Source organism: Halorubrum sp. Hd13 (assembly GCF_002252755.1).
Classification (GTDB): Archaea; Halobacteriota; Halobacteria; order Halobacteriales; family Haloferacaceae; genus Halorubrum.
In genome coordinates, this window is the sequence record NZ_NHOY01000005.1 from 1 (window position 1) to 23040 (window position 23040).

Annotated in this window: 21 protein-coding genes; 9 read left to right on the forward strand and 12 right to left on the reverse strand. The window is 64.0% G+C overall.

Annotation, left to right across the window (positions count from 1 at the left end):
- The first annotated feature begins 361 nt into the window (after nt 1–361).
- Nucleotides 362–928 carry a sugar O-acetyltransferase gene (locus tag DJ81_RS00560; RefSeq protein WP_094526380.1) on the forward strand — a complete coding sequence of 189 codons (567 nt, stop codon included), beginning with the start codon at nt 362–364 and terminating at the stop codon, nt 926–928.
- Between the two features lie 174 nt (nt 929–1102).
- Here DJ81_RS00560 and DJ81_RS00565 read toward each other — a convergent pair whose 3' ends face one another.
- From DJ81_RS00565 to DJ81_RS00605, 9 genes are all read right to left on the reverse strand, one after another.
- The gene (locus DJ81_RS00565) at nt 1103–2668 is read right to left on the reverse strand and encodes an amidohydrolase (RefSeq protein WP_094587931.1); all 1566 of its coding nucleotides are present in this window, start codon (nt 2666–2668) and stop codon (nt 1103–1105) included.
- 3 nt (nt 2669–2671) lie between these two features.
- Nucleotides 2672–4117 (reverse strand): CoA-acylating methylmalonate-semialdehyde dehydrogenase, encoded by a 1446-nt coding sequence (locus DJ81_RS00570; RefSeq protein WP_094588022.1) that lies wholly within the window; start codon nt 4115–4117, stop codon nt 2672–2674.
- Nucleotides 4118–4176: 59 nt separating this feature from the next.
- Entirely contained in the window at nt 4177–5313 is a 1137-nt protein-coding gene (locus tag DJ81_RS00575; protein ID WP_094587932.1) for a saccharopine dehydrogenase family protein, read from the reverse strand.
- Complete coding sequence (locus DJ81_RS00580) at nt 5310–6737, reverse strand: aldehyde dehydrogenase (protein ID WP_094587934.1); 1428 nt, start codon at nt 6735–6737, stop codon at nt 5310–5312. The genes DJ81_RS00575 and DJ81_RS00580 overlap by 4 nt, the downstream gene beginning before the upstream one ends.
- A gap of 153 nt (nt 6738–6890) precedes the next feature.
- Nucleotides 6891–8399, reverse strand: a complete 1509-nt coding sequence (locus DJ81_RS00585) for an aldehyde dehydrogenase (RefSeq protein ID WP_094587936.1) — start codon at nt 8397–8399, stop codon at nt 6891–6893.
- A gap of 134 nt (nt 8400–8533) precedes the next feature.
- A complete protein-coding gene (locus tag DJ81_RS00590) occupies nt 8534–9667 on the reverse strand; it encodes an ABC transporter ATP-binding protein (RefSeq protein WP_094587938.1) in 1134 nt (377 codons plus the stop codon).
- Nucleotides 9668–9670: 3 nt separating this feature from the next.
- Nucleotides 9671–10873 carry a spermidine/putrescine ABC transporter substrate-binding protein gene (locus tag DJ81_RS00595; RefSeq protein ID WP_094587940.1) on the reverse strand — a complete coding sequence of 401 codons (1203 nt, stop codon included), beginning with the start codon at nt 10871–10873 and terminating at the stop codon, nt 9671–9673.
- Between the two features lie 91 nt (nt 10874–10964).
- The gene (locus tag DJ81_RS00600) at nt 10965–11792 is read right to left on the reverse strand and encodes an ABC transporter permease (RefSeq protein WP_094526373.1); all 828 of its coding nucleotides are present in this window, start codon (nt 11790–11792) and stop codon (nt 10965–10967) included.
- Nucleotides 11792–12802: an ABC transporter permease gene (locus DJ81_RS00605; RefSeq protein ID WP_094587942.1), complete on the reverse strand. Its 1011-nt coding sequence runs from the start codon at nt 12800–12802 to the stop codon at nt 11792–11794. The genes DJ81_RS00600 and DJ81_RS00605 overlap by 1 nt, the downstream gene beginning before the upstream one ends.
- A 178-nt stretch (nt 12803–12980) precedes the next feature.
- Between DJ81_RS00605 and DJ81_RS00610 the strand changes: the two genes are divergently transcribed.
- The 8 genes from DJ81_RS00610 (at nt 12981) to DJ81_RS00645 (ending at nt 20715) form a co-directional block, all read left to right on the forward strand.
- Complete coding sequence (locus tag DJ81_RS00610; RefSeq protein WP_094526371.1) at nt 12981–13433, forward strand: Lrp/AsnC family transcriptional regulator; 453 nt, start codon at nt 12981–12983, stop codon at nt 13431–13433.
- Entirely contained in the window at nt 13430–14320 is an 891-nt protein-coding gene (locus DJ81_RS00615) for a dimethylarginine dimethylaminohydrolase family protein (protein WP_094587944.1), read from the forward strand. Before DJ81_RS00610 ends, DJ81_RS00615 begins: the two co-directional genes overlap by 4 nt.
- Before the next feature lie 78 nt (nt 14321–14398).
- Nucleotides 14399–15784 carry an aspartate aminotransferase family protein gene (locus tag DJ81_RS00620; RefSeq protein ID WP_094526369.1) on the forward strand — a complete coding sequence of 462 codons (1386 nt, stop codon included), beginning with the start codon at nt 14399–14401 and terminating at the stop codon, nt 15782–15784.
- Between the two features lie 55 nt (nt 15785–15839).
- Nucleotides 15840–17051 carry an FAD-binding oxidoreductase gene (locus tag DJ81_RS00625; protein WP_094587946.1) on the forward strand — a complete coding sequence of 404 codons (1212 nt, stop codon included), beginning with the start codon at nt 15840–15842 and terminating at the stop codon, nt 17049–17051.
- A gap of 176 nt (nt 17052–17227) precedes the next feature.
- Nucleotides 17228–17923: a PH domain-containing protein gene (locus DJ81_RS00630; RefSeq protein ID WP_094587948.1), complete on the forward strand. Its 696-nt coding sequence runs from the start codon at nt 17228–17230 to the stop codon at nt 17921–17923.
- A 6-nt stretch (nt 17924–17929) separates the two neighbouring features.
- A complete protein-coding gene (locus DJ81_RS00635) occupies nt 17930–18502 on the forward strand; it encodes a PH domain-containing protein (RefSeq protein WP_094522926.1) in 573 nt (190 codons plus the stop codon).
- 261 nt (nt 18503–18763) lie between these two features.
- Nucleotides 18764–19387, forward strand: a complete 624-nt coding sequence (locus DJ81_RS00640) for a peptide-methionine (S)-S-oxide reductase (protein ID WP_094588024.1) — start codon at nt 18764–18766, stop codon at nt 19385–19387.
- 185 nt (nt 19388–19572) lie between these two features.
- Nucleotides 19573–20715: an FAD-dependent monooxygenase gene (locus DJ81_RS00645; protein WP_094526365.1), complete on the forward strand. Its 1143-nt coding sequence runs from the start codon at nt 19573–19575 to the stop codon at nt 20713–20715.
- A gap of 169 nt (nt 20716–20884) precedes the next feature.
- On the opposite strand, the gene DJ81_RS00650 is transcribed toward DJ81_RS00645, so the two are convergent.
- The 3 genes from DJ81_RS00650 to DJ81_RS00660 form a co-directional block, all read right to left on the reverse strand.
- The gene (locus tag DJ81_RS00650) at nt 20885–21100 is read right to left on the reverse strand and encodes a hypothetical protein (protein WP_094522922.1); all 216 of its coding nucleotides are present in this window, start codon (nt 21098–21100) and stop codon (nt 20885–20887) included.
- A gap of 294 nt (nt 21101–21394) precedes the next feature.
- A complete protein-coding gene (locus tag DJ81_RS00655) occupies nt 21395–21772 on the reverse strand; it encodes a YccF domain-containing protein (RefSeq protein WP_094522920.1) in 378 nt (125 codons plus the stop codon).
- A gap of 345 nt (nt 21773–22117) precedes the next feature.
- The gene (locus tag DJ81_RS00660; protein WP_141212499.1) at nt 22118–22864 is read right to left on the reverse strand and encodes a hypothetical protein; all 747 of its coding nucleotides are present in this window, start codon (nt 22862–22864) and stop codon (nt 22118–22120) included.
- Nucleotides 22865–23040 lie beyond the last annotated feature (176 nt).

The window sequence follows — 23040 nt, forward strand, 5'->3', positions numbered from 1 at the left end:
AGGCGCGGGAGGATGTCAATGGCAGACTTCGAGTCGTTGATTCGGGCGTTGCTGTATACACAGTGCGCCTCGGTCTCTGGGTGTAATAGTCCGAACGGGCCGGCCGATGAGTGGATGACTCGTGAATGTGTCTGTAGAAGTCTATTTTCCGGGTGAAGCCAAACAGTCGCCAATCAGCACGGAGCCAATCGTTCGGGATGATAAGCGCTGCCGGTTCGGCGAGGCCGACTCGTATCGTGCTCGATGGGTAACTGAGAGCTCGGTGAGGTAGACTCCTTCTCGACGTGCGTTCAGGTGGTACGCTGACTGTTGTGGGAACAGGGTTCGGAACGCGTATCTGAGTCGGTGATCATTCGAGGTCATGGGCAGTGAAAAAGAAAAAATGCTGAACGGGGAGCCGTACGACGCAGACGTTCCCGAACTGTTGGCCGAGCGGGAACGTGCTCGCAAACTCGCAAGACGCTATAATCGGACGACATCGGACGACGCTGAGACGCAACGGAACCTGTTAGAGGAACTGTTCGGCTCACTTGGTGACGAATGCTACGTCGAGCCGCCGTTTCGCTGTGACTACGGATACAACATCCACGTTGGTGAGAACTTCTACGCGAATTTCGACTGCGTGATGTTAGACGAATGCCGGGTGGAGATCGGGCGGAATTGTATGCTTGGCCCGAGTGTGCATATCTACACCGCAACCCACCCGCTCGACGCGGACGAACGGATCAGCGGTCAGGAATATGCCAATCCCGTCACGGTCGGTGAGAACGTCTGGATCGGTGGCCAGGCAGTTCTCAACCCCGGCGTAACGGTTGGAGACAACGCAGTCGTTGCCTCTGGCGCAATCGTAACAGAAGACGTACCGGAGAATGTGGTCGTACAGGGTAATCCTGCAACGGTAGTGAAAGATCTTGAGGCAGACGATTGATTTTCGCCGTCCGTAACCCGTACCGAACAGAATCGGGTCGGCGTGCCGCTAGTTCAGGATGTACCCACACCACCGACACGCGCTGTATAACGCGAGACCCAACGAGACGGTATTGGAGCACTCCCTCCGCTGAGATCGTCTGAATAGGTGATATCCGGAGAGCGGACGGCTCGATTACGTCGAGCTTTCGTACGCGATTTTGCCGTCGATGACCGTGATATCGATGTCGATATCCGCGATCGACTCCGGCTCCGCGAATGGGTTCGCATCAAGCACGACCGCGTCGCCGAGTTTCCCTGATTCGAGTGTTCCTTTCTCGTCTTCGGTGAACTCGGCGTACGCCGCGTCCCGCGTGTATGCGGCGATCGCCTCGTCGACGGAGAGACGTTGCGTGTCGTGTGGTGCGTTGACCGAGTGGTGGATGCCGTGGAGCGGACCGATCGGCATCGTGTCGCTGCCGAACGCGAGCGGCACATCCGCGTCGCGGACGCTCCGGAAACGGTTGTTCCCGCCACGGGCCTCGCTCCCGAGGACGGTCTCGTAGATCCCGTCTTCGCCGGCCCACTGGAGGAAGTTCGGTTGCATACTCGCGACGATCCCGAGGTCAGCCATCCGAGCTATCGCGGCGTCGGTCGCCAGTTCCAGGTGTTCGATCCGGAGTCTCGGGTCCGGTACGCGGTAGTCGTCGAGCACCGCCTCGTAGCAATCGAGCACAGTGTCGACCGCCACGTCCCCCAGCGCGTGGGTGGCGATCTGCTGATCGGCTCGGGCGGCGGTCCGGAACAGCTCGCGGAGCTCGGACTCGGTCGTCACCATCGTCCCATCGTTGTCGGGGTCGTCGACGTAGGTGCCGGAGATCTTGCCGGTTCGTGCGCCGAGTGACCCATCGGAGAACGTCTTGAGCCCGCCGATCCGGAGCCAGTCATCGCCGAACCCGGAGGCGATCTCGAGGTTCGACAGCGACTCCGCCTTCCCGGAGTGCAGATAAAAGGTCACGCGGAGTCCCAGCTCGTCGTCTCGCCACGCGCCGAAGAACGCTGCGTGGATCGGGCTGCCGAACTCCTGTGGCGCGGTGAGCCCCGACATGTTCTGAACCGACGTGACGCCGAGTTCGTGTGCCCGCTCGGTCGCCGCCGCCAGTGCGCGGCGGGCCTTGTCGCCGCGCGGGTACGTCGCTTGTTTCACGCGGCCGGCGGCGTCTTCCACGAGCACCCCGGTCGGGGTGCCGTCGTCGTTACGGTTCACGTCACGCTCCACACCATCGAGGTCGACTCGGTCGAGCGCGAGACTGTTGACAGCCGCGGCGTGGCCGTCGACGCGCATCGCCGCGACGGGGTGATCTTCGCTCACCGCGTCGAGATCGGTTCGGGTGAGGTGTCCGTCCTCGTCTGGCCACGTCGTTTCGTCGAAGTTGTAGCCGAGCACCCAATCTCCTGGCTCGGTTGTAGCCGCGTTCTCTCCGAGCATTGAGAGCGCTTCGGCGCGGTCGTCTGTGTCGGCAAGATCGGTCTCCAACTGATCGATCCCGACAGACAGCAGGTGCGTGTGGGCGTCGTTGAACCCCGGAAGAACGACCCGACCGTCCAGATCGACGGTCTGCGGATCTGTCGCGGCCGCCTCAACGGGTTCAGTGTCACCGGCGGCGGCGACGCGACCGTCGCGGAACAGGATCGACTCGACCACGCTCCGGTCGTCATCGAACGTATGCACGGCACCGTCGCGCAGGAGGAGCTCGGTCACGGATTACGCCTCTTGATCCGGCCACCGCTCGATGTAGACGGTTTCGTCGGTGTAGAACCGGACGACGTCCTCGGCCTGCGCGTGGAGGTCGCCGAAGAACGAGTCCTTCTGACCGCCGAAGTGGAAGAACGCCATCGGGGCTGCGGTCCCGACGTTGATGCCGACGTTCCCCGCCTCGAGCTCGTGGCGGCACGTCGCCGCCTCGTCGCCGCGGTTCGTGAAGACTGACGCGGCGTTGCCGTAGCGGCTCCGGTTGGCAATGTCGACCGCTTCGTCTAGGTCACTGGCCCGAATCAGTGCCAGCACCGGTCCGAACAGCTCCTCCGTCGCGACGGTCATCTCGGGCGTTACCTCACCGAAGACCGAGGGCGCGAGGAAGCATCCCTCCTCGGAGGCGGCCTGCTCGCGCCCGTCGAGCAGCAGTTCCGCGCCCTCCTCGACGCCGGTCTCGATGGCGGCTTCGATCCGGGCTTTGGCCTCGCCGGAGACGACCGGTCCGACATCGACGCCGTCCTCGAGGCCGTTGCCGACCGTCTGGGCCGCGGCCCGGTCGACGACCAGCTCCGCGAACTCGTCGTACACGTCGTCGTGCACGACTGCGACCGGATTCGCCAGACAGCGCTGTCCGGTGTTGGCGAACGCCGAACTCACGGTCTTCTCCGCGGCGTACGACAGATCAGCCGCGTCGCTCACGATGACGTGGTTCTTCGCGCCGCCCTGCGCCTGCACGCGCTTGCCGTTCGCGGCCGCCGTCTCGTAGACGTGTTTCGCGACATCGGTGCTCCCAACGAACGAGGCGCCGACCACGTCGTCGTGCGACAACAGCGCGTTCACCGTGTCCGGGCCGCCGTGGACCAGCGAAACGACGCCGTCCGGGAAGCCGGCGCGCTCGAGCAGTTCGAACAGCGCGATCGCGGTGTACGGCGTCCGCTCGCTCGGCTTAAGTACGAACGCGTTCCCGCACGCGACCGCGTACGGGAGGAACCACAGCGGGATCATGCCGGGGAAGTTGAACGGCGTGATCGCGGTGAACACGCCGAGCGGATGGCGGACCGCTGTCTCGTCGATTCCCGGCGCGGCGTGCTGGAGGTGACCGCCCTGCAGCAGCGTCGGCGCGCCGCACGCCACCTCGACGTTTTCGATCCCGCGGCGGAGTTCGCCTTCGGCCTCCGCTCGCGTTTTCCCGTGTTCGCGGACGAGCAGTTCTGCGATCTCTGACTGGTGTTCCTCCAGCAGCGACTTGAACCGGAAGAGCGGCTGAATACGATCTTCGACCGGCGTCTGCCGCCACTCCTCGAACGCTTCGTCCGCCACGCCGACCGCGGCGTCAACGTCGGACTCGGTACTGTTCGGCGTCTCGCCGAGCGCCTCGCCGGTCGCCGGGTCGACGACCGTCTCGGCGACACCGCCGCTCGGGCGCGTCCACTCGCCGCCGACGTAGTTCGCCATCGGCCGGTCGAGGAGGTCGTGTAGGTCGGTGGCTTCCTGCTCGCCGGTTCCTTCGAGGCTCATTCGATCTGCTCCCCTTCGATGACGATCTCACGGCCCGCGAGCTCGTCGATGAACTGCTCGGGATCGAACAGCTCCTCCGGCGGCTTCGCGCCGTCGGCCGTCGCGTCGCCCTGTCCGACGAGCACTGCCGCGATCCCCATCGGGACGCCGGTCCAGACGGCGGTCGCCTTCAGTCCCCAGTCGTCGAGGCGCGATTCGACCACGGTCGAGTACCGGTATTGAGCGTGCTCGCCGTCTTCCGTCCCGGCGACGTCGACGCGGAAGGACTTCCACTCCTCGACCGGGCCGGGCTTCGGTTGCCGGTCGAGGTGCCAATCGAGGAACTCGCGGGGCGAGGTCTCGACGCCCTTGTACTCGACGGGCTCCTCGCTGGTGAGGTTCAGCCCGATGAGCACGTCGCAGATGTTGACGAGGTCGGGCGAGAATGCGACCCGGAAGTCGACGTCCTCGACGCCGGGGAACGTGGTCGGCATCGTCGCCAGCTCGGAGTGGATGCTGTGGAACCCCTCGACCTCGCCGACCGGCGACGGCATCGTGTACGTCTCGCGGCCGGAGAGCGGATCGAGCGTCCGGTACTCGCCGTCCTCGTAGACGATTGGGTCCATCGTCAGCTCGTCGAGGATCGTCTTCGCGGAGTAGGCGAAGCCCTCGCCGCCGCCGCGCGCGCCGGTGCGAATGTGAATCGATTCGACCTCGTCGAGGCGGCTCGCCCCCATCGCGGTCGCGATGTTCGTCAACCCCGGGCTGGCACCCATTCCGAGGACGGCGGTCAGGCCGGCGTCGGCGAACATCTCGTCATACGCTAGCTGGTCCTGCGTCTTGTGGTACAGTCCGCCGAGGTCGAGGTAGTGACAGTCGGCGTCGAGACAGGCCTCCATCACCGCGACGTTGAACGCGTACGGGAGCGCGTTGGCGACCACGTCTGCGTCGGCTATCGTCTCGACCACGCTCTCGTGATCGGTCACGTCGACGCGCGCCGTCTCGACGTCACCCGGGAGCTCGGCGGCGAACTCGTCGGCGGAGTCGATGTCCGCGTCCGCGATGAGGAGGTCGTCGACCGCCTCGTTCTCCGCGAGTTCCCACGACGTCGCTCTACCCATCGCGCCGCAACCGCCCAGCGCGACGACTCTCATTCGGTGCCTCCGTAGTTCATCATCACAGATTTCACTTGTGTCATAGCTTCTAAGTGCCACTTACTGCCGTACCGCCCGCCCGAACCGCTCTCGCCGTAGCCGCCGAACGGGAGCAGTCGTTCCCAGTAGTTGTTCGTCTCGTTGATGAACACGCCACCTGCCTTGATGCGGTTCGCGGCGTCGTGAGCGCGTTCCAGCGAATCGGTGAATATCGCCGCCTGCAGCCCGTACGGCGAGCGGTTCGCGATCTCGATCGCCTCTTCGTACGACGACGCGGTGAGAACCGGCGTCACCGGGCCGAACGTCTCCTCGGTGGCGACGTCCATCTCCTCGGTCACGCCGTCGAGCACGGCCGGCGTGAAGAACAGCCCGTCCGTCTCCCCGCCGGTCCGGACCGTCGCGCCGCGCTCCACGGCGTCGTCGAAGTGCGCGCGGGCCTTCGACTGGATCCGCTCGGAGATCATCGGGCCGACGTCGACCCCGTCCTCGAAGGGGTCACCGAGTACGAGGTCCTCGGTCCGCTCCACGATGGCGTCGACGAGCTCGTCGTGGACGCCCTCGGTCGCGATGACGCGCTCCGTCGCACAGCAGACCTGCCCCGCGTTCCAGTTGCTGCCCGAGACGATGCTGTCGGCCGCGTGCTCCACGTCCGCGTCGTCGAGGACGACGATCGGGTCCTTCCCGCCGAGCTCCAACAGACACTGGGCGTTGCGCTCGGCCGCCGTCTCCGCGATCTCCTGGCCGACCGCGCTGCTGCCGGTAAACGCGATGAGCCGGATGTCGCGGTTACCGACGAGCGCCGCACCGGTGTCGCCGTCGCCGGTGACGAGGTTGAACGCTCCGTCCGGGAGGCTCGACTGCGCGAACGCCTTCGCGATGTGGTACGCCGTCAGCGGCGTCTCCTCCGCCGGCTTGAACACGACCGGATTGGCCGTCGCGACGGCGGAGTAGATGCTGCCGCCGGGAATCTCCAGCGGGAAGTTCCACGGGGAGATCACCGCGCACGGCCCGTACGGCTCGCGCTGCGTGTACGCGAACCGGTCGCGCCACTCAGAGGGGACGACGTCGCCGAACAGGCGAATGGCGTCGTGCGCGTAGTCCTCGCTGGACTCGATGACGTACTCGGTCTCCTCGTAGGACTCGTGGAGGGGTTTCCCCTCTTCCTCGGTGATCCCCTCAGCGATCTCGTCCTCGTGTTCCTCGAAGTAGTCCGTCACCTCCTCGAGCACCTCCGCGCGCTCGAACGCGGTCATCTCTTCGAGTTCCGTCTGGGCTCGGCGCGCGGCGTCGACCGCGGCCGCCACGTCCCGGTCGTTCGCCTGCGGGACCGTGTCGATGACCTCTCCCGAGACGGGAGAGACGACGTCGATCCCGGCCGACGATTCCGAGTCGACCCACTCTCCGTCGATGTACAGTTGGCGCATGTGTCGTGTCCTCGGTGGCCATACAGCAACCCCCATGAAAAATCTTTCTCGATACGCCCCATTTCACCGAATTATATTCGGCAATCTGCGATCCAGAGGGGAATACCAACGGGTGTTCGCCGCTTATCGAGCGAAATTGTCTGCCCTGCGCGCTCAGTACGGGGGCTCGTCGAGCGCGAGGTTGACCGACTTCGATCGGGTGTGTTCTTCGAGCGCCTGCTGTGCGCACTCGCGGCCGAAGCCGGACTGCTTGAACCCGCCGAAGGGCGTGCCGGGAACCGTTCCGAAGTACTGGTTGACCCAGACGCTCCCCGCTTCGACGTCGGCGGCCGCGCGGTGGGCCACGGACGGGTTCTCGGTCGCGATTCCCGCCGTGAGTCCGTATTCGACGCCGTTGGCGATCTCGATCGCCTCCGCGTAGTCCGAGAACGTCATGAGGAACTGCACCGGGCCGAACACCTCCTCTTGGGCGATCCGCATGTCCGGGTCAACGTCGTCGAAGACGGTCGGCTGGTAGAAGGCGCCGTCGGCGTACTCGTCGCCCTCCGGGGCCTCGCCGCCGCTGAGGACGGTCGCTCCCTCATCGCGACCCACTTCGACGTAGTCGTCGACGCTCTGACGGTGGCCCTCGTAGGCCAACGGACCCATCACCGCTCCGTCTTCGAGCGGATCGCCGGGCTCCCAGCCGGCGAGTTCCTCTAGGTACGCGTCGACGAATTCGTCTTTCACGTCCTCGTGGACGAGGAGTCGCGTCGCCGAGTCGCAGGACTGGCCCGCGTTGTACATCCCGCCGGTCGCGGCGTTCGCGGCCGCCTCCTCGACGTCGGCGTCCGGGAAGACGATGAACGGGTTCTTGCCGCCAAGTTCGAGCGTCACGGGCGTGACGCTGTCCGCGGCGGTCCGCATGATCGACTGGCCGACGGGGACGGAGCCCGTGAACGACACCTTCCCCACGTCGGGATGGTCGATGATCGGCTCGCCCACGTCGGCTCCGGAGCCCGGAACGACGTTTATCACACCGTCGGGGAGGACGCCGTCGGCCAACTGCGCGGCCCGGATTACCGACAGCGGGGCCGGACTCGGTGGCTTGACGACCGTCGTGTTCCCGGCCGCCAGCGCCGCCCCGACCTTCCACCCCATCAGCAGGATCGGGTAGTTCCACGGGAGGATCTGTCCCGTGACGCCGTACGGCTCCTGCCGGACGTACGCATGCGAATCCGTTCCGGTCGGAACGTATTCGCCTTCCTGCGCGACCGAGACGTTCGCGTAGTACTCGAAGAAGTCGAGGCCGTTCTCGATGTCCGCCTTCGCGTACGCGAGCGGTTTGCCGACCTCCAGCGTCTGGAGGAGCGCCAGCTCGTCGACGTTCTCCCGCATCTCCTCGACCCACGCGCGAAGCAGCGCCGCCCGGTCGCCCGCGTCCATCGCTCCCCAGCCGTCGTCGAACGCGGCGTCGGCCGCCGCGACGGCGTCGTCGACGTCAGCGCCGCCGCACTGCGCGACGGCCGTTATCGGCTCGTCGACCGACGGGTCGGTCGGTTCGAACGTCTCTCCGTCGCTCGCCGGTCGCGTGTCCCCGTCGACGTACGCCCCGAAGTCGAGCTCAGCGATTTCACCGTGCGCCTGTTCGTGTCGGTCCCGAATCGTACCTGTGAAGTTCATAATCGTGTGTCCGTCGTCGGTTGCGTCACTCCGGGCCGGTCTCCGGAGTCATCTCGTCTGCCGTGTCGTTTCGTCTGCCGTCTGAGGTCCGCACGCACCCGCGAACGCAGGGATCGTGCTCTCCCATTCTCCGATTACTCGGTGAGTACCACGCTGTTCTCGGACGCCCAGCCGATCTGAACCGTCTCGCCCGGCTGGAGGTACGAGCCCTGGTCGCGGATCTGCATGTCCACGGTGAACTGCTCGCCGTCGTCCAACCGAACGACGAACTTGCCGAGATTCCCCTTGTAGATCTCGTCGATGATCTCCGCCTGGAAGCTGTTGTCGAGCCCGACGGCGTCGTCGCCGATACGGATCTTCTCCGGTCGGACGGCGAATCCGGCCGTCGGTCCGGCCGCTGAATTCTCCGGGACGCGATACGAGCGGCCATTCCGCCGAATGGTCGCTCCCTCGGCGTTTTCCGAGTAGTCGCCGCGGACCAGGTTCGTCTCGCCGATGAAGTCCGCGACGAACTCCGTCGCGGGCTCCTCGTAGATCTCGGTGGCGGTGCCGAGCTGCTCGACGTGGCCGTCGTTCATCACCGCGATCTGGTCGCTCATCGTGAGCGCCTCCTCCTGATCGTGGGTGACGTAGACGAACGTCGTGTTCAGCTCCTCCTGTAAGTTCTTCAGTTCGACCTGCATGTTCTGTCGGAGCTTCAGGTCCAACGCCCCGAGCGGCTCGTCGAGGAGGAGCACGGCCGGTTCCGTGATGAGCGCCCGCGCCAGCGCGATACGCTGTTGCTGGCCGCCGGAGAGCTCGCTCACCTGCCGGTCTTTGGTCCCCGGCAGTTCGACGAGTTCGAGCATCTCCTCGACGCGCGATTCGATCTCCTCGTTGGATCCGCGACGCACGAGCCGCTTGATCGACCGGCCGACGCCGCCGCGGCCCTCCTCGCCGCTCTCGTCGACGCCCTGCATCTGAAGCCCGAAGGCCACGTTCTCGCCGACGGTCATGTGCGGGAACAGCGCGTACGACTGGAACACCATACTGGTGTTGCGCTCGAACGGCGGGACGCGCGTCACGTCCTCGTCTTTGATGTACACCGCGCCCTCCGTCGGCGTCTCGAAGCCGTCGATACAGCGGAGGAGCGTTGTCTTTCCGCACCCGCTCGGTCCGAGCAGCGTGAGGAACTCGCCCGACTCGACACGGAGGTCGACGTCGTCGACCGCGGTGACGTCGTCGAACCGCTTCGTCACGCCCTCCAGTCGGACGTCGTAGTCCGTCATTCCTCAGGCGCTCTTGATCTCTTGCCAGGCGTTGCTGTACAGCGTCGTCGCCTGACCGATGTTCTCGATGAATTCGAGGTTGCTCATCGTCTCGTCGTCGGGATAGATCGACTCGTTGTCGAGGATCTCGTCGAGGATGTACTCCTCGGCGGCCTCGTTGGGGCTCCCGTAGTACGTGTAGTTCGTGATCTCGGCGCCGACCTCGGCGTCGAGGAAGTGATTGATGAACGCGTGCGCCGCGTTGACGTTCTCCGCCTCGGCGGTGATCGCGGCGGTGTCGACCCACACGACGCCGCCCTCCTCCGGAATAACGTAGTTGACCGGGGAGCTCCCGTCCTCGAACGTCTCCCAGTACGCTTGGAACGCGCCGCCGGACCACGCGTGGAGCGGGCTGAGCTGCTCGTTGATCAGGTTCGTCGGGAAGTTCGACGAGTCGTACGTCGCGAGGAGGTCCTTCTGCTCGATGAGCAGCTCCTTCGCCTCCTCGATCTCGGACTCCTCGGTCGTGTTGAGGGAGTAGCCGAGGTACTTCAGCGCGGCGCCCATCGTCTCGCGCACGTCGTCGAGCATCGACATCTGCCCCGAGAACTCCTCGTTCCACATCGTCTCCCACGAGTTCACCTCGATGTCGCCGACCATCTCCTCGTTGTACGCGATCCCGGACGTGCCCCACTGGTACGGGACGGAGAACCGCTGCTCCCCGGGGTCGTACGGCGCCTCGCGGAACATCTCGGAGAGGTTCCCGAAGTTCGGTATGGCGTCGAGGTTAAGCGGCTGAACCATGTCCTGCTCGTTCAGGATGTTCACCATGTAGTCGCTCGGGAAGATCAGGTCGTACTGACCCGTTCCGCCCGCGTTCAGCGCGTTGAACATCTCCTCGTTCGAGGAGTACAGCGAGACGGAGACGGAGACGTCGTACTCCTCTTCGAAGCCGCTGATGAAGCCGTCGGGCCAGTAGTCGCCCCACTGGAAGATGCGGAGCTCGTCCTCGAGCTCGTCGCCGTCGTCACTCCCGTCGCTGCCGTCGCTGCCGTCGCTGCCGTCGCTCCCGTCGCTGCCGTCACTTCCGTCGCTGCCGTCACTCCCGTCGCTGCCGTCGCCGCCTCCGCCGCTACATCCCGCGAGTCCGACGAGCCCGGCCGCCGAGACGGCGCCTGTGGTCCGAAGGAACGTTCGCCGATCGCTGGTGGATTGCTGTTGTGGCATGGGTTGTCAGTGTCTCTTTTTCTCCAACTACGACACCACACCATAAATATTTCGGGAGATCATGCGTTCAGTCGCATATATTTCACATAATTCACCAGGTCGGACCCTGAAACCATTGGGCGACGGCGACGAGAGCCATGGTGACGACGATGATCAGCGCCGCGACGACGTTGACGCCGGGCGAGATCCCCTGCCGGACCATCCCGAAGAAGAAGATCGGGAGCGTGTTCTCCTGCCCGATGATGAAGAAGGTGACCACGAAGTCGTCGAAGCTCATCGCGAACGCGAGCAGCGCGCCCGCGAGGATCCCCGGTTTGATCATCGGAAGCGTCACGAACCGGAACGTCTCCAACTCGTTCGCGCCGAGGTCCATCGCGGCCTCTTCCATCGTCTGATCGAATGTCTGTAGCCGCGCGGCGACGACGACCGCGACGAAGCTGATTCCGAACGCGACGTGGCCGATGATCGCGGTCCCGATCCCCAACTGGATCCCGACGATGTTGAAGAACAACAGCAGCGAGATTCCCATCACGATGCTCGGGATGATGATCGGCATGAACACGACGCCGGTGAACAGCCGCTTGCCGGGGAAGTCGTAGCGGTCGAGGGCGAACGCCAGCATCGTCCCGAACACGCAGCTGATGACGACCGTCGCCGCGGCGATCTCGACCGAGTTGAGCAGCGCGTTCCACGCGGCGTTCGGGTCGACCCTGGCGACCGTTTCGCCCTGCAGCAGCGCCGTGTACCACTTCGTCGTGAACCCCTGCCAGACGACCGCGTACCGCGAGTCGTTGAACGAGAGCGTGATCAACACCGCGATCGGGAGGTAGAGGAACAGGTAGACGAACGCCGTCTGGGCCAGCAGGAACCCGGAACCGCGCTCGAACAGCGACGCGCGCGCTCGGCGGAACGCGCCCATCACGCGAGCTCACCCCCGCCGCGTTGGTAGGCGGCGATGCTGAGCAGCATGATCCCCATGAGGACGAACGCGCCCGCGGCTCCGAACGGCCAGTGGCCGGCCGAACCGAACTGGCTGGCGATGAAGTTCCCGATCATCTGACTGTCGGTGCCGCCGAGCAGTTCGGGGATCACGTACGCGCCCGCGCTCGGAATGAACACGAGGATGCTTCCCGCCATGACGCCCGGCTTCGACTGCGGGAAAATGACGTAGTAGAACGCCTCGAAGCGGTCAGCGCCGAGGTCCATCGCCGCCTCTTGGAGCGTGAAGTCGATCTCCTCGATGCTGGAGTACACGGGGAGGATCATAAACGGGATCCAGATGTAGACGAGCCCGAGGAGGACCGCGAACTGCGAGTTCATCAGCGAGACCCCCTGCTCGACGAACGGGAGCACCGCGAACGCGCTCATCAGGACGCTGTTGGCCGACAACAGCAGTTGGATGGCGTAGATCCGGACGAGGAATGAGGCCCAGAACGGGAGGATGACGAGCACGACGAGGAGGTTCTGGTACTCCTCGGGAGCGATGTGGCCGATGTAGTAGGCCATCGGGTAGCCGACGACGAACGAGACCACCGTCGCGAGGATCCCGTAGCCGATGCTTTTGAAGAGGAGCCTGACGTACGGCGTCGGCTGCGTCGACGAGAGCGTCTGCGTTCCGGGAATCACCGTGTCGATCAGCCACGCGACCGTCGCCCAGAGCGCGCCGAGCATCGAGGCCTCCCCGGGGACGAAGAACCGGCGGTACTGCTGGAAGCCGAGGTTCTCGGTCGCGAGCAGGACCTCGCCGAACGCGCCTCGTTCGCCGAAGCTGAAGAAGAACATCACGGCGAGCGGTGCCAAAAAGAAGACGCCGAGCCAGAACGCGCTCGGTGCGAGGTTGACGATCGCACCGGTCCACTGGTTCCGGCGAACGCGCTGAACCAGCTGCGCGTCGACGCCCGACGCCCGATTGTTGGTATCGCGTCCCATTCTCTCGTTGGCGTACCACAGCCCACATGAAATATGTTTGGGCGAATTCGATACTTACAGACAAACGTACGAGGAGAACCGCAGTTGAGGAAATATTATCATGATAGATACCGTACCGACGAATAAACTCGTGCGATCAAACAAAACACATAGGGACCCGGCCATCGAATCACCCGGTATGGACATCGACGAGGTCGACCGGAAGATTCTCGCTATCCTTCAGGTCGACGGTAGGGCGGCTCTCTCCGAGATCGCGAGACGGCTTGATATGGGAACGGCGACCATTCATGAACGAACGAAGGCATTGGAAGAAGAGGGGTACATCCGCGATTACCGCGCGGTGCTCGATCCGGAGCTGCTCGAACGCAACGAGGTCGGCTTCATCCGCATCGTGGCGACGGCCGGCCGGTCGTCGGAAGTCGCCGAACGCCTCGTTGAGGTGACGGCGATCCAAGAGATCCACGAGCTCACGGGCGATGCGGACCTGTTATTGAAGGTCCGCGTCGCCGACCGCCAAGAGATGACTGAACTGCTGCGAGAGATCGGTCAGTTCGAGGGCGTCGAGAGCACCGCGACTGACATCGCGCTCCGGAGCGTTAAGGAAGAACACACGCTGCGCATAGACGAATGAACGAAATCTGGGACCTCGAACCGTCCGTCAGATCGGAGTACGGCTCGCTCGAACAGGTCCTGGTCCACGAGCCGGGCGAGGAGTTCAAATCGGTAGTTGATCCGGACACGTGGAACTGGGACGGGCTGCCGCGTCAGGAGAAAGCCGCCAAAGAGCACCGTTCGCTAGTGGAGGAACTGGAGGCACACGGCGTCGAAGTGCTCACGCTCGAGGGCGTTATGGGGAGCCTCGCGGAATCGCTGTTCGTTCGCGACGTCGGGTTCGCGATCGGCGGCGGAATGGTGATCGGGAAGATGGTGGAAGAGACCCGACACGGGGAGGAACGCCGACTCTCCGAGCGCATGATGGAGCTGGGAGCGCCGATTTATCACACCGTTCACGGCGACGGCGGCTTCGAGGCCGGAAACATGGTTTGGATCGACCGAGATACCGTCGCTATCGGTCGATCGCAGACCACCAACGCGGCCGGGATCCGACAGGTCCGGAGCGTCTTGGAGACGTTTGGGGTCGAAGTGGTCGAAGTACCGATATTCGGCAGCACGGAGAGCACCGGCCAGACGCATCTCGCCTTGGTGTTCGGCATGGTCGCGCCCGATCTCGCGCTCGTCTACTCCGAGGCCGTTCCTCCGGAGTTCCTCGACATGCTCCACGACCGGGGCATCGAAACGGTCTCGGTTCCGATGCGGGAGCAGCGCAACCGGGCGACGAGCGCCATCGTCGTCGATCCAGGGACCGTGCTCCTCCCCTCCGGGAACCACGAGGTGCGCGCCGCTCTCACCGACCGCGACTTCCACGTTATCGAGTTGACCCTCAGGGAAATCAGGAAGGCGGGGGGCGGTCCGCAGGGACTCGTGCTCCCGCTGTCTCGAACTGTTACCGGAGAATAATACGAATCGCCGTATCTATTTCGGTATCAGATTGCTTCTGCCAAAGATTTATTTTCTGCCCCTCCGATATCTATCTCGATGAGCCTCGGTGACAAGGAGCGCGACCATGCACGCCCGTTGGAAGAGAAGACGTCGAACAGCCGGGAGTTTCACCGGCGCGCGTCGAACGTAACACCGCTCGGGGTCGAGTCGAACGTGCGTTCGTTCGACCCGTACCCGTTCTACATTGAGGAGACGGACGGCTCGTACGTCTACGACATGGACGATAACGAGTATCTGGACTTCCTCCTAGCGCTCGGTCCGATCATCCTCGGACACGGCCATCCCGAGGTCAAAGACGCCGTCAAACGGCAGGTCGAGCAGAGCGATCTGACCGCGACGCCGCAGCCGGTCGCCATCGAGTTCATGGAGAAGGTCTGCGAAATGGTCCCCTCCATCGAGTCTGTTCGGATGGCGAACAGCGGCACGGAGGCGACGATGCACGCGCTCCGAGTCGCTCGGTCGTACACCGGGAAAGAGAAGATTGCCAAACCCGAGGGGGGATACGCGGGCGCGCACGACTACGCGCTACAGAGCGTCTACGCCAGCGAGGAGGCGCTCGGTCCCGAGGACGAACCGAACACGGTGTCGTACGGGACGGGAATCCCCGACGCGGTGAGCGAGACGGTCGTCGCGTTCCCCTTCAACGACAAGGAGGCGACCGAGAAGATCCTCCGGAAGCACGCCGATGACATGGCGGCCGTGATCATCGAGCCGGTGATGTTCTCGTGCGGTTGTCTCAAGCCTCGCGACGGGTATCACGAGTTCCTCCGCGAACTGACAGAGGAGCTCGACATCGTCCTCATCTGGGACGAGGTGATGACCGGCTTCCGGCTGGGGCCGCAGTCCGCACAAGGTCGGTTCGGCGTCACGCCGGACATGACGACGTTCGCGAAGGCCGCCGGCGCCGGCTATCAAGTCGCCGGATTCGGCGGTCGAGAGGACATCATGGAGGAGATCATCCCGCCGAGAAAGAAAGAAGCCTCCAAGTGGAACTCGTCGGCGTTCCACGGCGGCACGTACAATGGACACCCGGTCGCGGCTGCGGCCGGCCTGAAGACCCTGGAGATACTTGACGAGCGCGACGTGTACGAACACATCGACCGTCTCGGCGACAAACTGTTCACCGGGCTTCAGGAAGCCGCCGACGACGTCGGGCTCCCGGTCAATGTCGAACACATCGGCTCGATGGGACAGGTGTACATGACCGACCACGACATCCACGCGTATCGTGACACGTGGCACGCAAACACCGATCGATTCGCCGACTGGTGGATGGAAGCTGCGGCCGGCGGCGTCCTCTTCGGTAACCCGCTGCAGGGCGAGCGGTTCTTCACGACGTACACTCACACCGACGAGGAGGTCGACCACGCACTGGAGGTCGCGGAAGACGCGTTCCGCTCGGTCGACCACCAGTACGAGTGATGATGCCGAACCGGCCTAATTCATCGATTCGGGCCGTTAAGCGGTCGAATAGGACATGACGGGCGGCGATCTCGGGAAGACAAACGAACCGCTCGAACTCCCGGGGAGCAGAAGCGGAGACGACCCGTCTGTCGTGATCGTCGGCGGCGGCGTGATCGGCTGTGCGGCCGCCCGCGAGCTCGCGCCGGACCATCGCGTACTCCTGCTCGAACGCGACCAGATCGCGAGCGGAGCGACGGCACGGGCAGCGGGTGAGGTGACGATGGAGCCCTCCTACACGGACTACCCGGAGATCGCCGATTACGCGACCGACTTCTTCAGAAGGTACGACGGAACGGGCTCGTTCGAGTACACCCAGACGCCGAGCGCGGAACTCGTTACCCCTGACCGTGAGGACGAGGCACGTGCGCGCGTGGACCGTCTTCGAAAGGACGGAGTTGAGGTTGCGTTTTTGGAGCCGTCGGAGGTCGAGGATCGGTGGCCGCAGATCGACCCATCATCGTTCGCCGGTACGGTTCGGTTCACAGACACAGGTCACCTCGATCCGTACACACTCACGACGACGCTACAGTCCGACGCCGAGGCGCACGATGCTCGCTTCGAGACCGGGGTGACCGTAACGGAGATCCTCGAAGACGGCGAACGAGTCACTGGCGTCGACACCGAAGACGGGGCGATACGCAGCGACAACGTCCTCGTGGCCACCGGCTGGCGCGTCAACGAGTTACTGACTCCCATTCTGGAAGTTCCGATTCGACCGTACCGGACGCAGTGTCTGGTCTTGCGTCCGGACTCGTCGTTGTCCGACGCCTTCCCGATGGGGTGGATTCCCGGCGAGCACGTCTACTTCCGTCGCGAGGGGAACGGGGATCTCCTCGTCGGCGGCTGGTCGTTCGCCGAGGACGATCCCACGGCAGCGAGCGAACGTGCCGACGAAGCGTTCCAGGACCACGTCGCCGGCCTCGTTCCGCGGTTCCTCCGGGCAGATGGTCGCCTCCGTGTGGTCGACGGCTGGGCGGGAATCGACGGGGCAACGCCCGACACGCGTCCGATAATCGACTCGCCGGCGGACGCTCCCGACGGCCTCGTCATCGCCGCCGGATTCCACGGACGCGGTGTGATGTCCGCACCCGTCGCCGGGCGGCTCGTCCGGTGTCTCACGACCGGCGAGGATCCGCCAGTCCCGACCAGGCCGTTCTCACTGTCTCGGTTCGATTCTCGAAGCCCAGACTTCGAGTTCCTGAGTATCAGTGCCGGTGGGGACTGACGAACCACCGATCAGCAGTTTTCGCCGTCGTCGTACGAAGGGGCGTTGTTCGGACTTCGGGGGGGTGCTCCTCCAGGACGCATACGGCGCGTGTTCGTCTCAAGCGACGTACTGAGGGACAGCGATCGCTATCGCCTCGTCGGGTTTTAATGCAGTCATCTGACAAAGTGCCTCGCATGTCCGAGCCACCTACTATCGACCCTGAAACTGCCGACTGGTTAACCCTCGACGAAGACGAAGAGATCGTTTGGTCCGGAAAACCACACGAGAGCAGCTTGATCCCGGCGCTTGTCGTCGGAATCCCTCTCGCTCTCGTCCTCATCGGGTTATTCGTCATCGCCGGGACCTATCTCCAGCGCGAGAATACGCAGTACGTCGTGACGACCGATGGACTGTACAAGAAGACGGGGATCCTCTCACGTGACGTCCAGCGCATCGATTTCGGAAAGGTCCAAAACACGTCCTACAGCCAGGGATTCTTCGGCTCGCAGTTCGGCTACGGGAACGTCGATATCTCGACCGCTGGCGGCTCCGGTATCGAGATGCAGTTCCGGTCGGTCCCCGAACCGCGCGAGGTTCAAGAGCGCATCAACAAACGCGTGAAGGGCAGCCGTGGTGAACCGACGACGGAATCAGGTGAAACCACGCGCGACGTACTTGACGAGATCCTCGTCGAACTCAGAGCGATCCGCTCTACCGTCGAAGCACAACGGGAGACGACGGGGAACACATCGGCCACGACGTCCAACACCGGTAATGCGGCGGACGAACGACCGACTGGTGAAGGGAGCACCGGCCACAGTGAGTTCGCGAGTAGCAACCCGAGAGCCGAGAACGCTACCGCCGACGAAGAGTCGGCTGATGAACGGTAGCCAGCCATGACGGATTCGATAGATCCGGCGATCCCGCTCGACACCACCGAATCGGTCGAATGGTCCGGCCGCCCGCGGGTCACTACCGTCCTTCCAGCAGTCGTGGTCGGCGTTCTCCTCATCGTCTCCGGAATCGTGGTCAGCGTTGCCAGAGGGACCCCGCTCTTCCTCGCGGTCGTTCCACTCGGAGCGGCGATCCCGCTTTGGAACTATTTCGCTCTCCAAGGCGTGCAGTACGTGATAACGGAGGAAGCACTCTACGTGAAACGCGGCGTGTTGACCCGGTCTGTGACACAGGCGAACCTCGAAACCGTCCAGAACAGCTCCTTCGAGCAGGACATCACGGGGTCGATTTTCGGATACGGCTCAGTGACGTTCGAAATCGCCGGTGGGGACGACCTCTCGTTCCGGGCGATCGAAGACCCTCGTGCCATCCGGGCACTCGTCGATCGAACGGCAGCGAACGACGACGGTCTCGGTGGAGACGGTCGACGGGAATCCGGCATCCCCGGAGATCTGACGCAGTGGCGGCAAATTCGTGACGAGATACGAGCGCTTCGCAGCTCTCTCGAAGAGTAGTCGTTCGGGAAAGGCCAGAGAGTAGACGGTATCCCTGTGACGTGCCCGACTCGACGGGCGCCGAGTGAGCGTGGCGAGGAGACGAGCGAGGACGGACGGTCGAATAATTGCTTCTGGCAACTCACGACAGCAAGAGCGTCTTTCCGCGGCAACTGCGCAGCGAGACCGACACTCAGCATATACGTCTGCGAGCCTGAGTGGTGGTAGATGCGGTGGGATCCGCGACCCGCGCTTCGGCGACTCTCCAGACTGGTGACCCCGATGACGCTCACACAAACACAGATACGCGAGTACGACCGCCGCGCGATGGATAGTGCGGAGACTGCCACGGCGACGTTCGGGATCGGCTGTTTCTGGGGGCCCGACGCCCAGTTCGGTGCGATGGACGGCGTCGTTCGCACTCGCGTCGGCTACGCCGGCGGAACAAAACTCGATCCGACGTATCGCTCGTTAGGCGACCACACGGAAGTGGTGCAAGTCGAGTTCGATCCCGACGCGGTAGCGTATCGAGACCTTCTGAATCGGGTGTTCACGTCGCACAACCCGCAGCACCAGACGAAGAAAACACAGTATCAGAGTATCGTGTTAGCCGAGACGGACGACCAACGAGCGGTCCTCGATGAGTTCCTCGCTACGCGAGGGCTCACCGCCGACGGAATCGGCACACGCATCGAACAGCTCTCGCGCTTCTATCCCGCCGAGGACTACCATCAGAAGTACAAGCTTCGGTCCGTCTCCTCGCTCACGGACGCGTTCGAGGCGGCGGGATACGGCGGCGACGAGTTGCGTGAATCGCCGCTCGCTGCCACGCTGAACGGGTACGCCGCCGGACACGATGTTGCCATTGCCGAGGAACTACCGATATCCGACCGCGGGACGGCCTAGACCTCGCGAATTTGTTACCGACGGCCAGCGCCGTCGACGGAGAGTCGGTCGAACAGCGGACGCGGGTCGCCGACGGCGACGGTTCCGACACGGTCACGCCCGACGTGAAACGGCAAGCGGCGCGGGAAGCCACGCCGTATCGGCGGATCCGCAGGCTTTCACCTGTCGCGCAGTAACGGACCAGTGTGTCTAACGAACGGTCCCATCAGTCCGGTTCCGGTCTCGACGTCCTCATCTCCGGCGGATCGATGGGGGGGCTCTTCACTGGTATTGCGCTCGCACGGTCGGGCCACCGTCCGACGATCTACGAGCGGTCGGCAGGTGCGCTCAAAAGCCGCGGCGGCGGGATCGTCGCCCAACGGAACATCCGACGGTTTCTCGGCGATCACGACCTCGTCGACCCGGAAGCGATCACGACGCGGTCTCACGAGCGCCGGTTTCTCGATGAGAGCGGTGACGTCGAACGCGCCGTGTCCGAGACGATGGTGTTCACGTCGTGGGACGCGCTCTATCGACAGCTCCGCGACGCCTTCCCCGACGAGCGATACCGGACGGGGACAGCGGTCACAGCCGTGACGCCCGAGACGGCGACCGTAACGATCGATGACGGGACGGAACGGACTGCCGACGTAGTCGTCTCCGCGGAGGGCGGCCAGTCGACGACGCGCGCTCACCTGCATCCCAACGTGGAACCGGAGTTCGCATCCTACGTCGCGTGGCGTGGCGTCGTCGACGAAGCGGCCCTTCCGGCCGGGTGTGTCGAGGCCTTCGACGGGACCTTCACGTTCTACCAAGGGACCGATCAGCTCATCCTCGCGTATTTCATCCCGGGCCCGGACGGCGAGACCGAACGAGGATCGCGTCGACTCAACTGGGTGTGGTACGACACGCTAGACGGGCGGGACCGGCGTGCGATATTCACGGATACGAGCGATACCGAACGACGGTTCTCCGTCTCACCGGGTCGGTTGCGCGAACCGGTGGGTCGCCGACAGCGAGAGCGCGCAGCGACGCTTCCGCCCGTGTTCGAGACGCTCGTGGGCGAGACGCCGGAACTCTTCGTACAGGCGATCTACGACCTGACGGTGCCGGCGATGGTCGCGGGTCGGGCGTGTCTGCTCGGTGACGCCGCGTTCGTTGCCCGGCCGCACACGGCCGCCGGGACGGCGAAGGCGGCTGGCGATGCGACCGCGCTCGCCGACGCACTTGCGAGCCACGGGTCGGTCGACGACGCGCTCGAAGCATGGGGTCGAACACGCACCGAGTACGGCACCACCCTCGTTGCCCGCGGGAAACAGATGGGTGACGTGCGGCTGAACCTGGACTGATCGGTGGCTCGGAGTGACCGCCCGAACGAGCGCCGCGCGTCACCGGTCGTCGAGCGGACCGGCAACGGGTAGAAGCCGACGCACTTACTCACGGGCCAGACGGGCCTCCGTATTCCGACCACCGACCCTATCCGCTTCGACTGGTTTCAACGGCGTCCAAAGTCGAACGCTACCGGTCTCTGAACTCCACCGTGTAGCCGTTCTCTCGAAGCGCTTCTACGAGGTCGTCTCCCCGCTCGATCTTGAATTCGTGGAACGAATTGTCGGGACTGTCTGCCGAATACAGCTCCGAGTCGATATTCTCCGGTATCTCGTTCTGATGGGTATTCTCTTGGACGACGACGGGTTGGCTGGGAACGCGCCCGGAACTGCTATCCTCTGTCATTTGAACACCTGTTGTTACAGCGAGACGGCTATTTGAATTCCGATTCCGGTTTCCGTCGAGACGGCTGTCTGACGCGATCACATCCGCCGAAATGGAACCGATGAATCGCGGGTCTGTCAGGCCCTCGGACCCCGGCGCTGTTGCAGTTCTCCGCTGGGGGCCGCCTTGCAAAGCGATGCTGAATACAGCGCGCATGCCGGTCACGTGGCCCGGTCTGTGTCAGCGTCACACACAGAGCAGGCGGGTTGCGGCAGGCGAATCCGCATCTCGGCGACCGGGCAGCGACCGCCGGCGTCACCCGTGAAACCGGTACAGCGACGTGACGTACGGCAGCCGGTTGAGCATCCAGATCGCGACCGGGAGCCCCACGACCGTGACCGCGAGGAACGACGCCGCGTTCGCCCACAGCAGGCTCAGCCACCAGCCGACGAGGATGAAGTAGATCGCTCGGACGGCGAGCGAGCGTTGCCCCCGCGCCGACTCGGGCGCCGAAAGCGACCGCGGCTCCGCGAGCGTGAGCACCGTCGGCACGAGGTTGATCAGCTTGATGCCGACCGGGAGCAGGACGACCGTGACGTTGAGCAGCCACGCGGTGTTGACGACGATCGGTGTCGCCCACCAGCCGACGAACACGAACCACAGCGCGCGAACGAGGAGGGATCGTTGTGCCATTGCTCGGAATAGACCCCCACGTAGTAAATCCGTGTCGTCGATCCCGGCGATCCCTGAAAAGCGGATCTTCCGTTCTACGACGCGGAGGTACACGAGACGACGACCGAAGCGGAACGAGCAGAGCTGTGCTAGGCGTCGGGTGACTACCGACGGAACCTGCGGACTGGGACAAAACCAAGCGGGTGACTGTCTCCGAGGACGGCGCGTTTCGCGGCGGCAAAACACGCTCGTTCGCGCCGGGTGCCGGGAGGAGAGGTGCCGGATGCGACGGATGGGTCGTGACTCAGTGCGCAACTCCGTCAATACGCGAACAGAGCCCGGACATCACCCCGTACTCTGATACGTTCAAGCGTCGTCGTCGATTTCCGTTGCCGTCCGACGATACGTCTCGTCAAGCGAGGGACCGCCGAGCGTCGTGTACAGTTCGATGAGGTCGGCGACGTCACTCAGGCAGTAATCTTCGAGGAGTCGGGTGAGCTCTCGGTGGACGCTGGTCCCCTCGATGCCGGCGGCGACGTTGTCGACGTATCGCTCGCCGAGCACCTGCCCGACGTGTTTGCCTTGGACGCCGCTCCCGTCTATCTCTGAGAGGTACGTGTCCGGGAACTCGTAGTCGTCGTACCAGACGCTATCGTTGTCTACGCCGCCGAGGTCGTATGCTTTCCAGTCGGGGAGGATCTGCTGATCGTCCCAGAGTTCGTCGGCGTATTCGTCGGCCGCGGCGAGGGCGACGTCGACGTGGTTTTCGAACAGGGCCTCGGTCCGGTCGAAGAACCCGTGACCTGTCGCGGCGTCTATCTCTCGAGCCCAGTTGAGGAGGTGTTTCCCGTCGAACCAAGCACCGTTGTAGGTGAGGAGGCGGTCGACGTCCCGTTCGTCACACCACTCGAACATTCGCTGGTAGAGGTCGGTCGTGTGAGTGGCTTCCCAGTCCCCACGACGGAACGGTACCGCGGTTTCCGGCGTCGTCTCGAGACCGTCCGCGTACGCGAGACCGACGGCAACCAACTCGTAGTATTCCGTGTCGTTCGAGTTCTCGGGTGGTTCCTCGAAGGGGCTCGCGGTTTCGATGTCGAGGACGAGTGTCCCCATATTACGAGAGTGCTCCCCGGATACTCAACTCGAGTTCGCCAGTCGGTGTCGCCATAGACACGTCTCACGAGCGGTCATGATAAACATTATCTTAATATTGGGAAACTCCGAGCCGGCCGGAGTTCAAATTCATCGACGACAGTAGGATGACTGACTGATTAGTAGGACAAAATTTC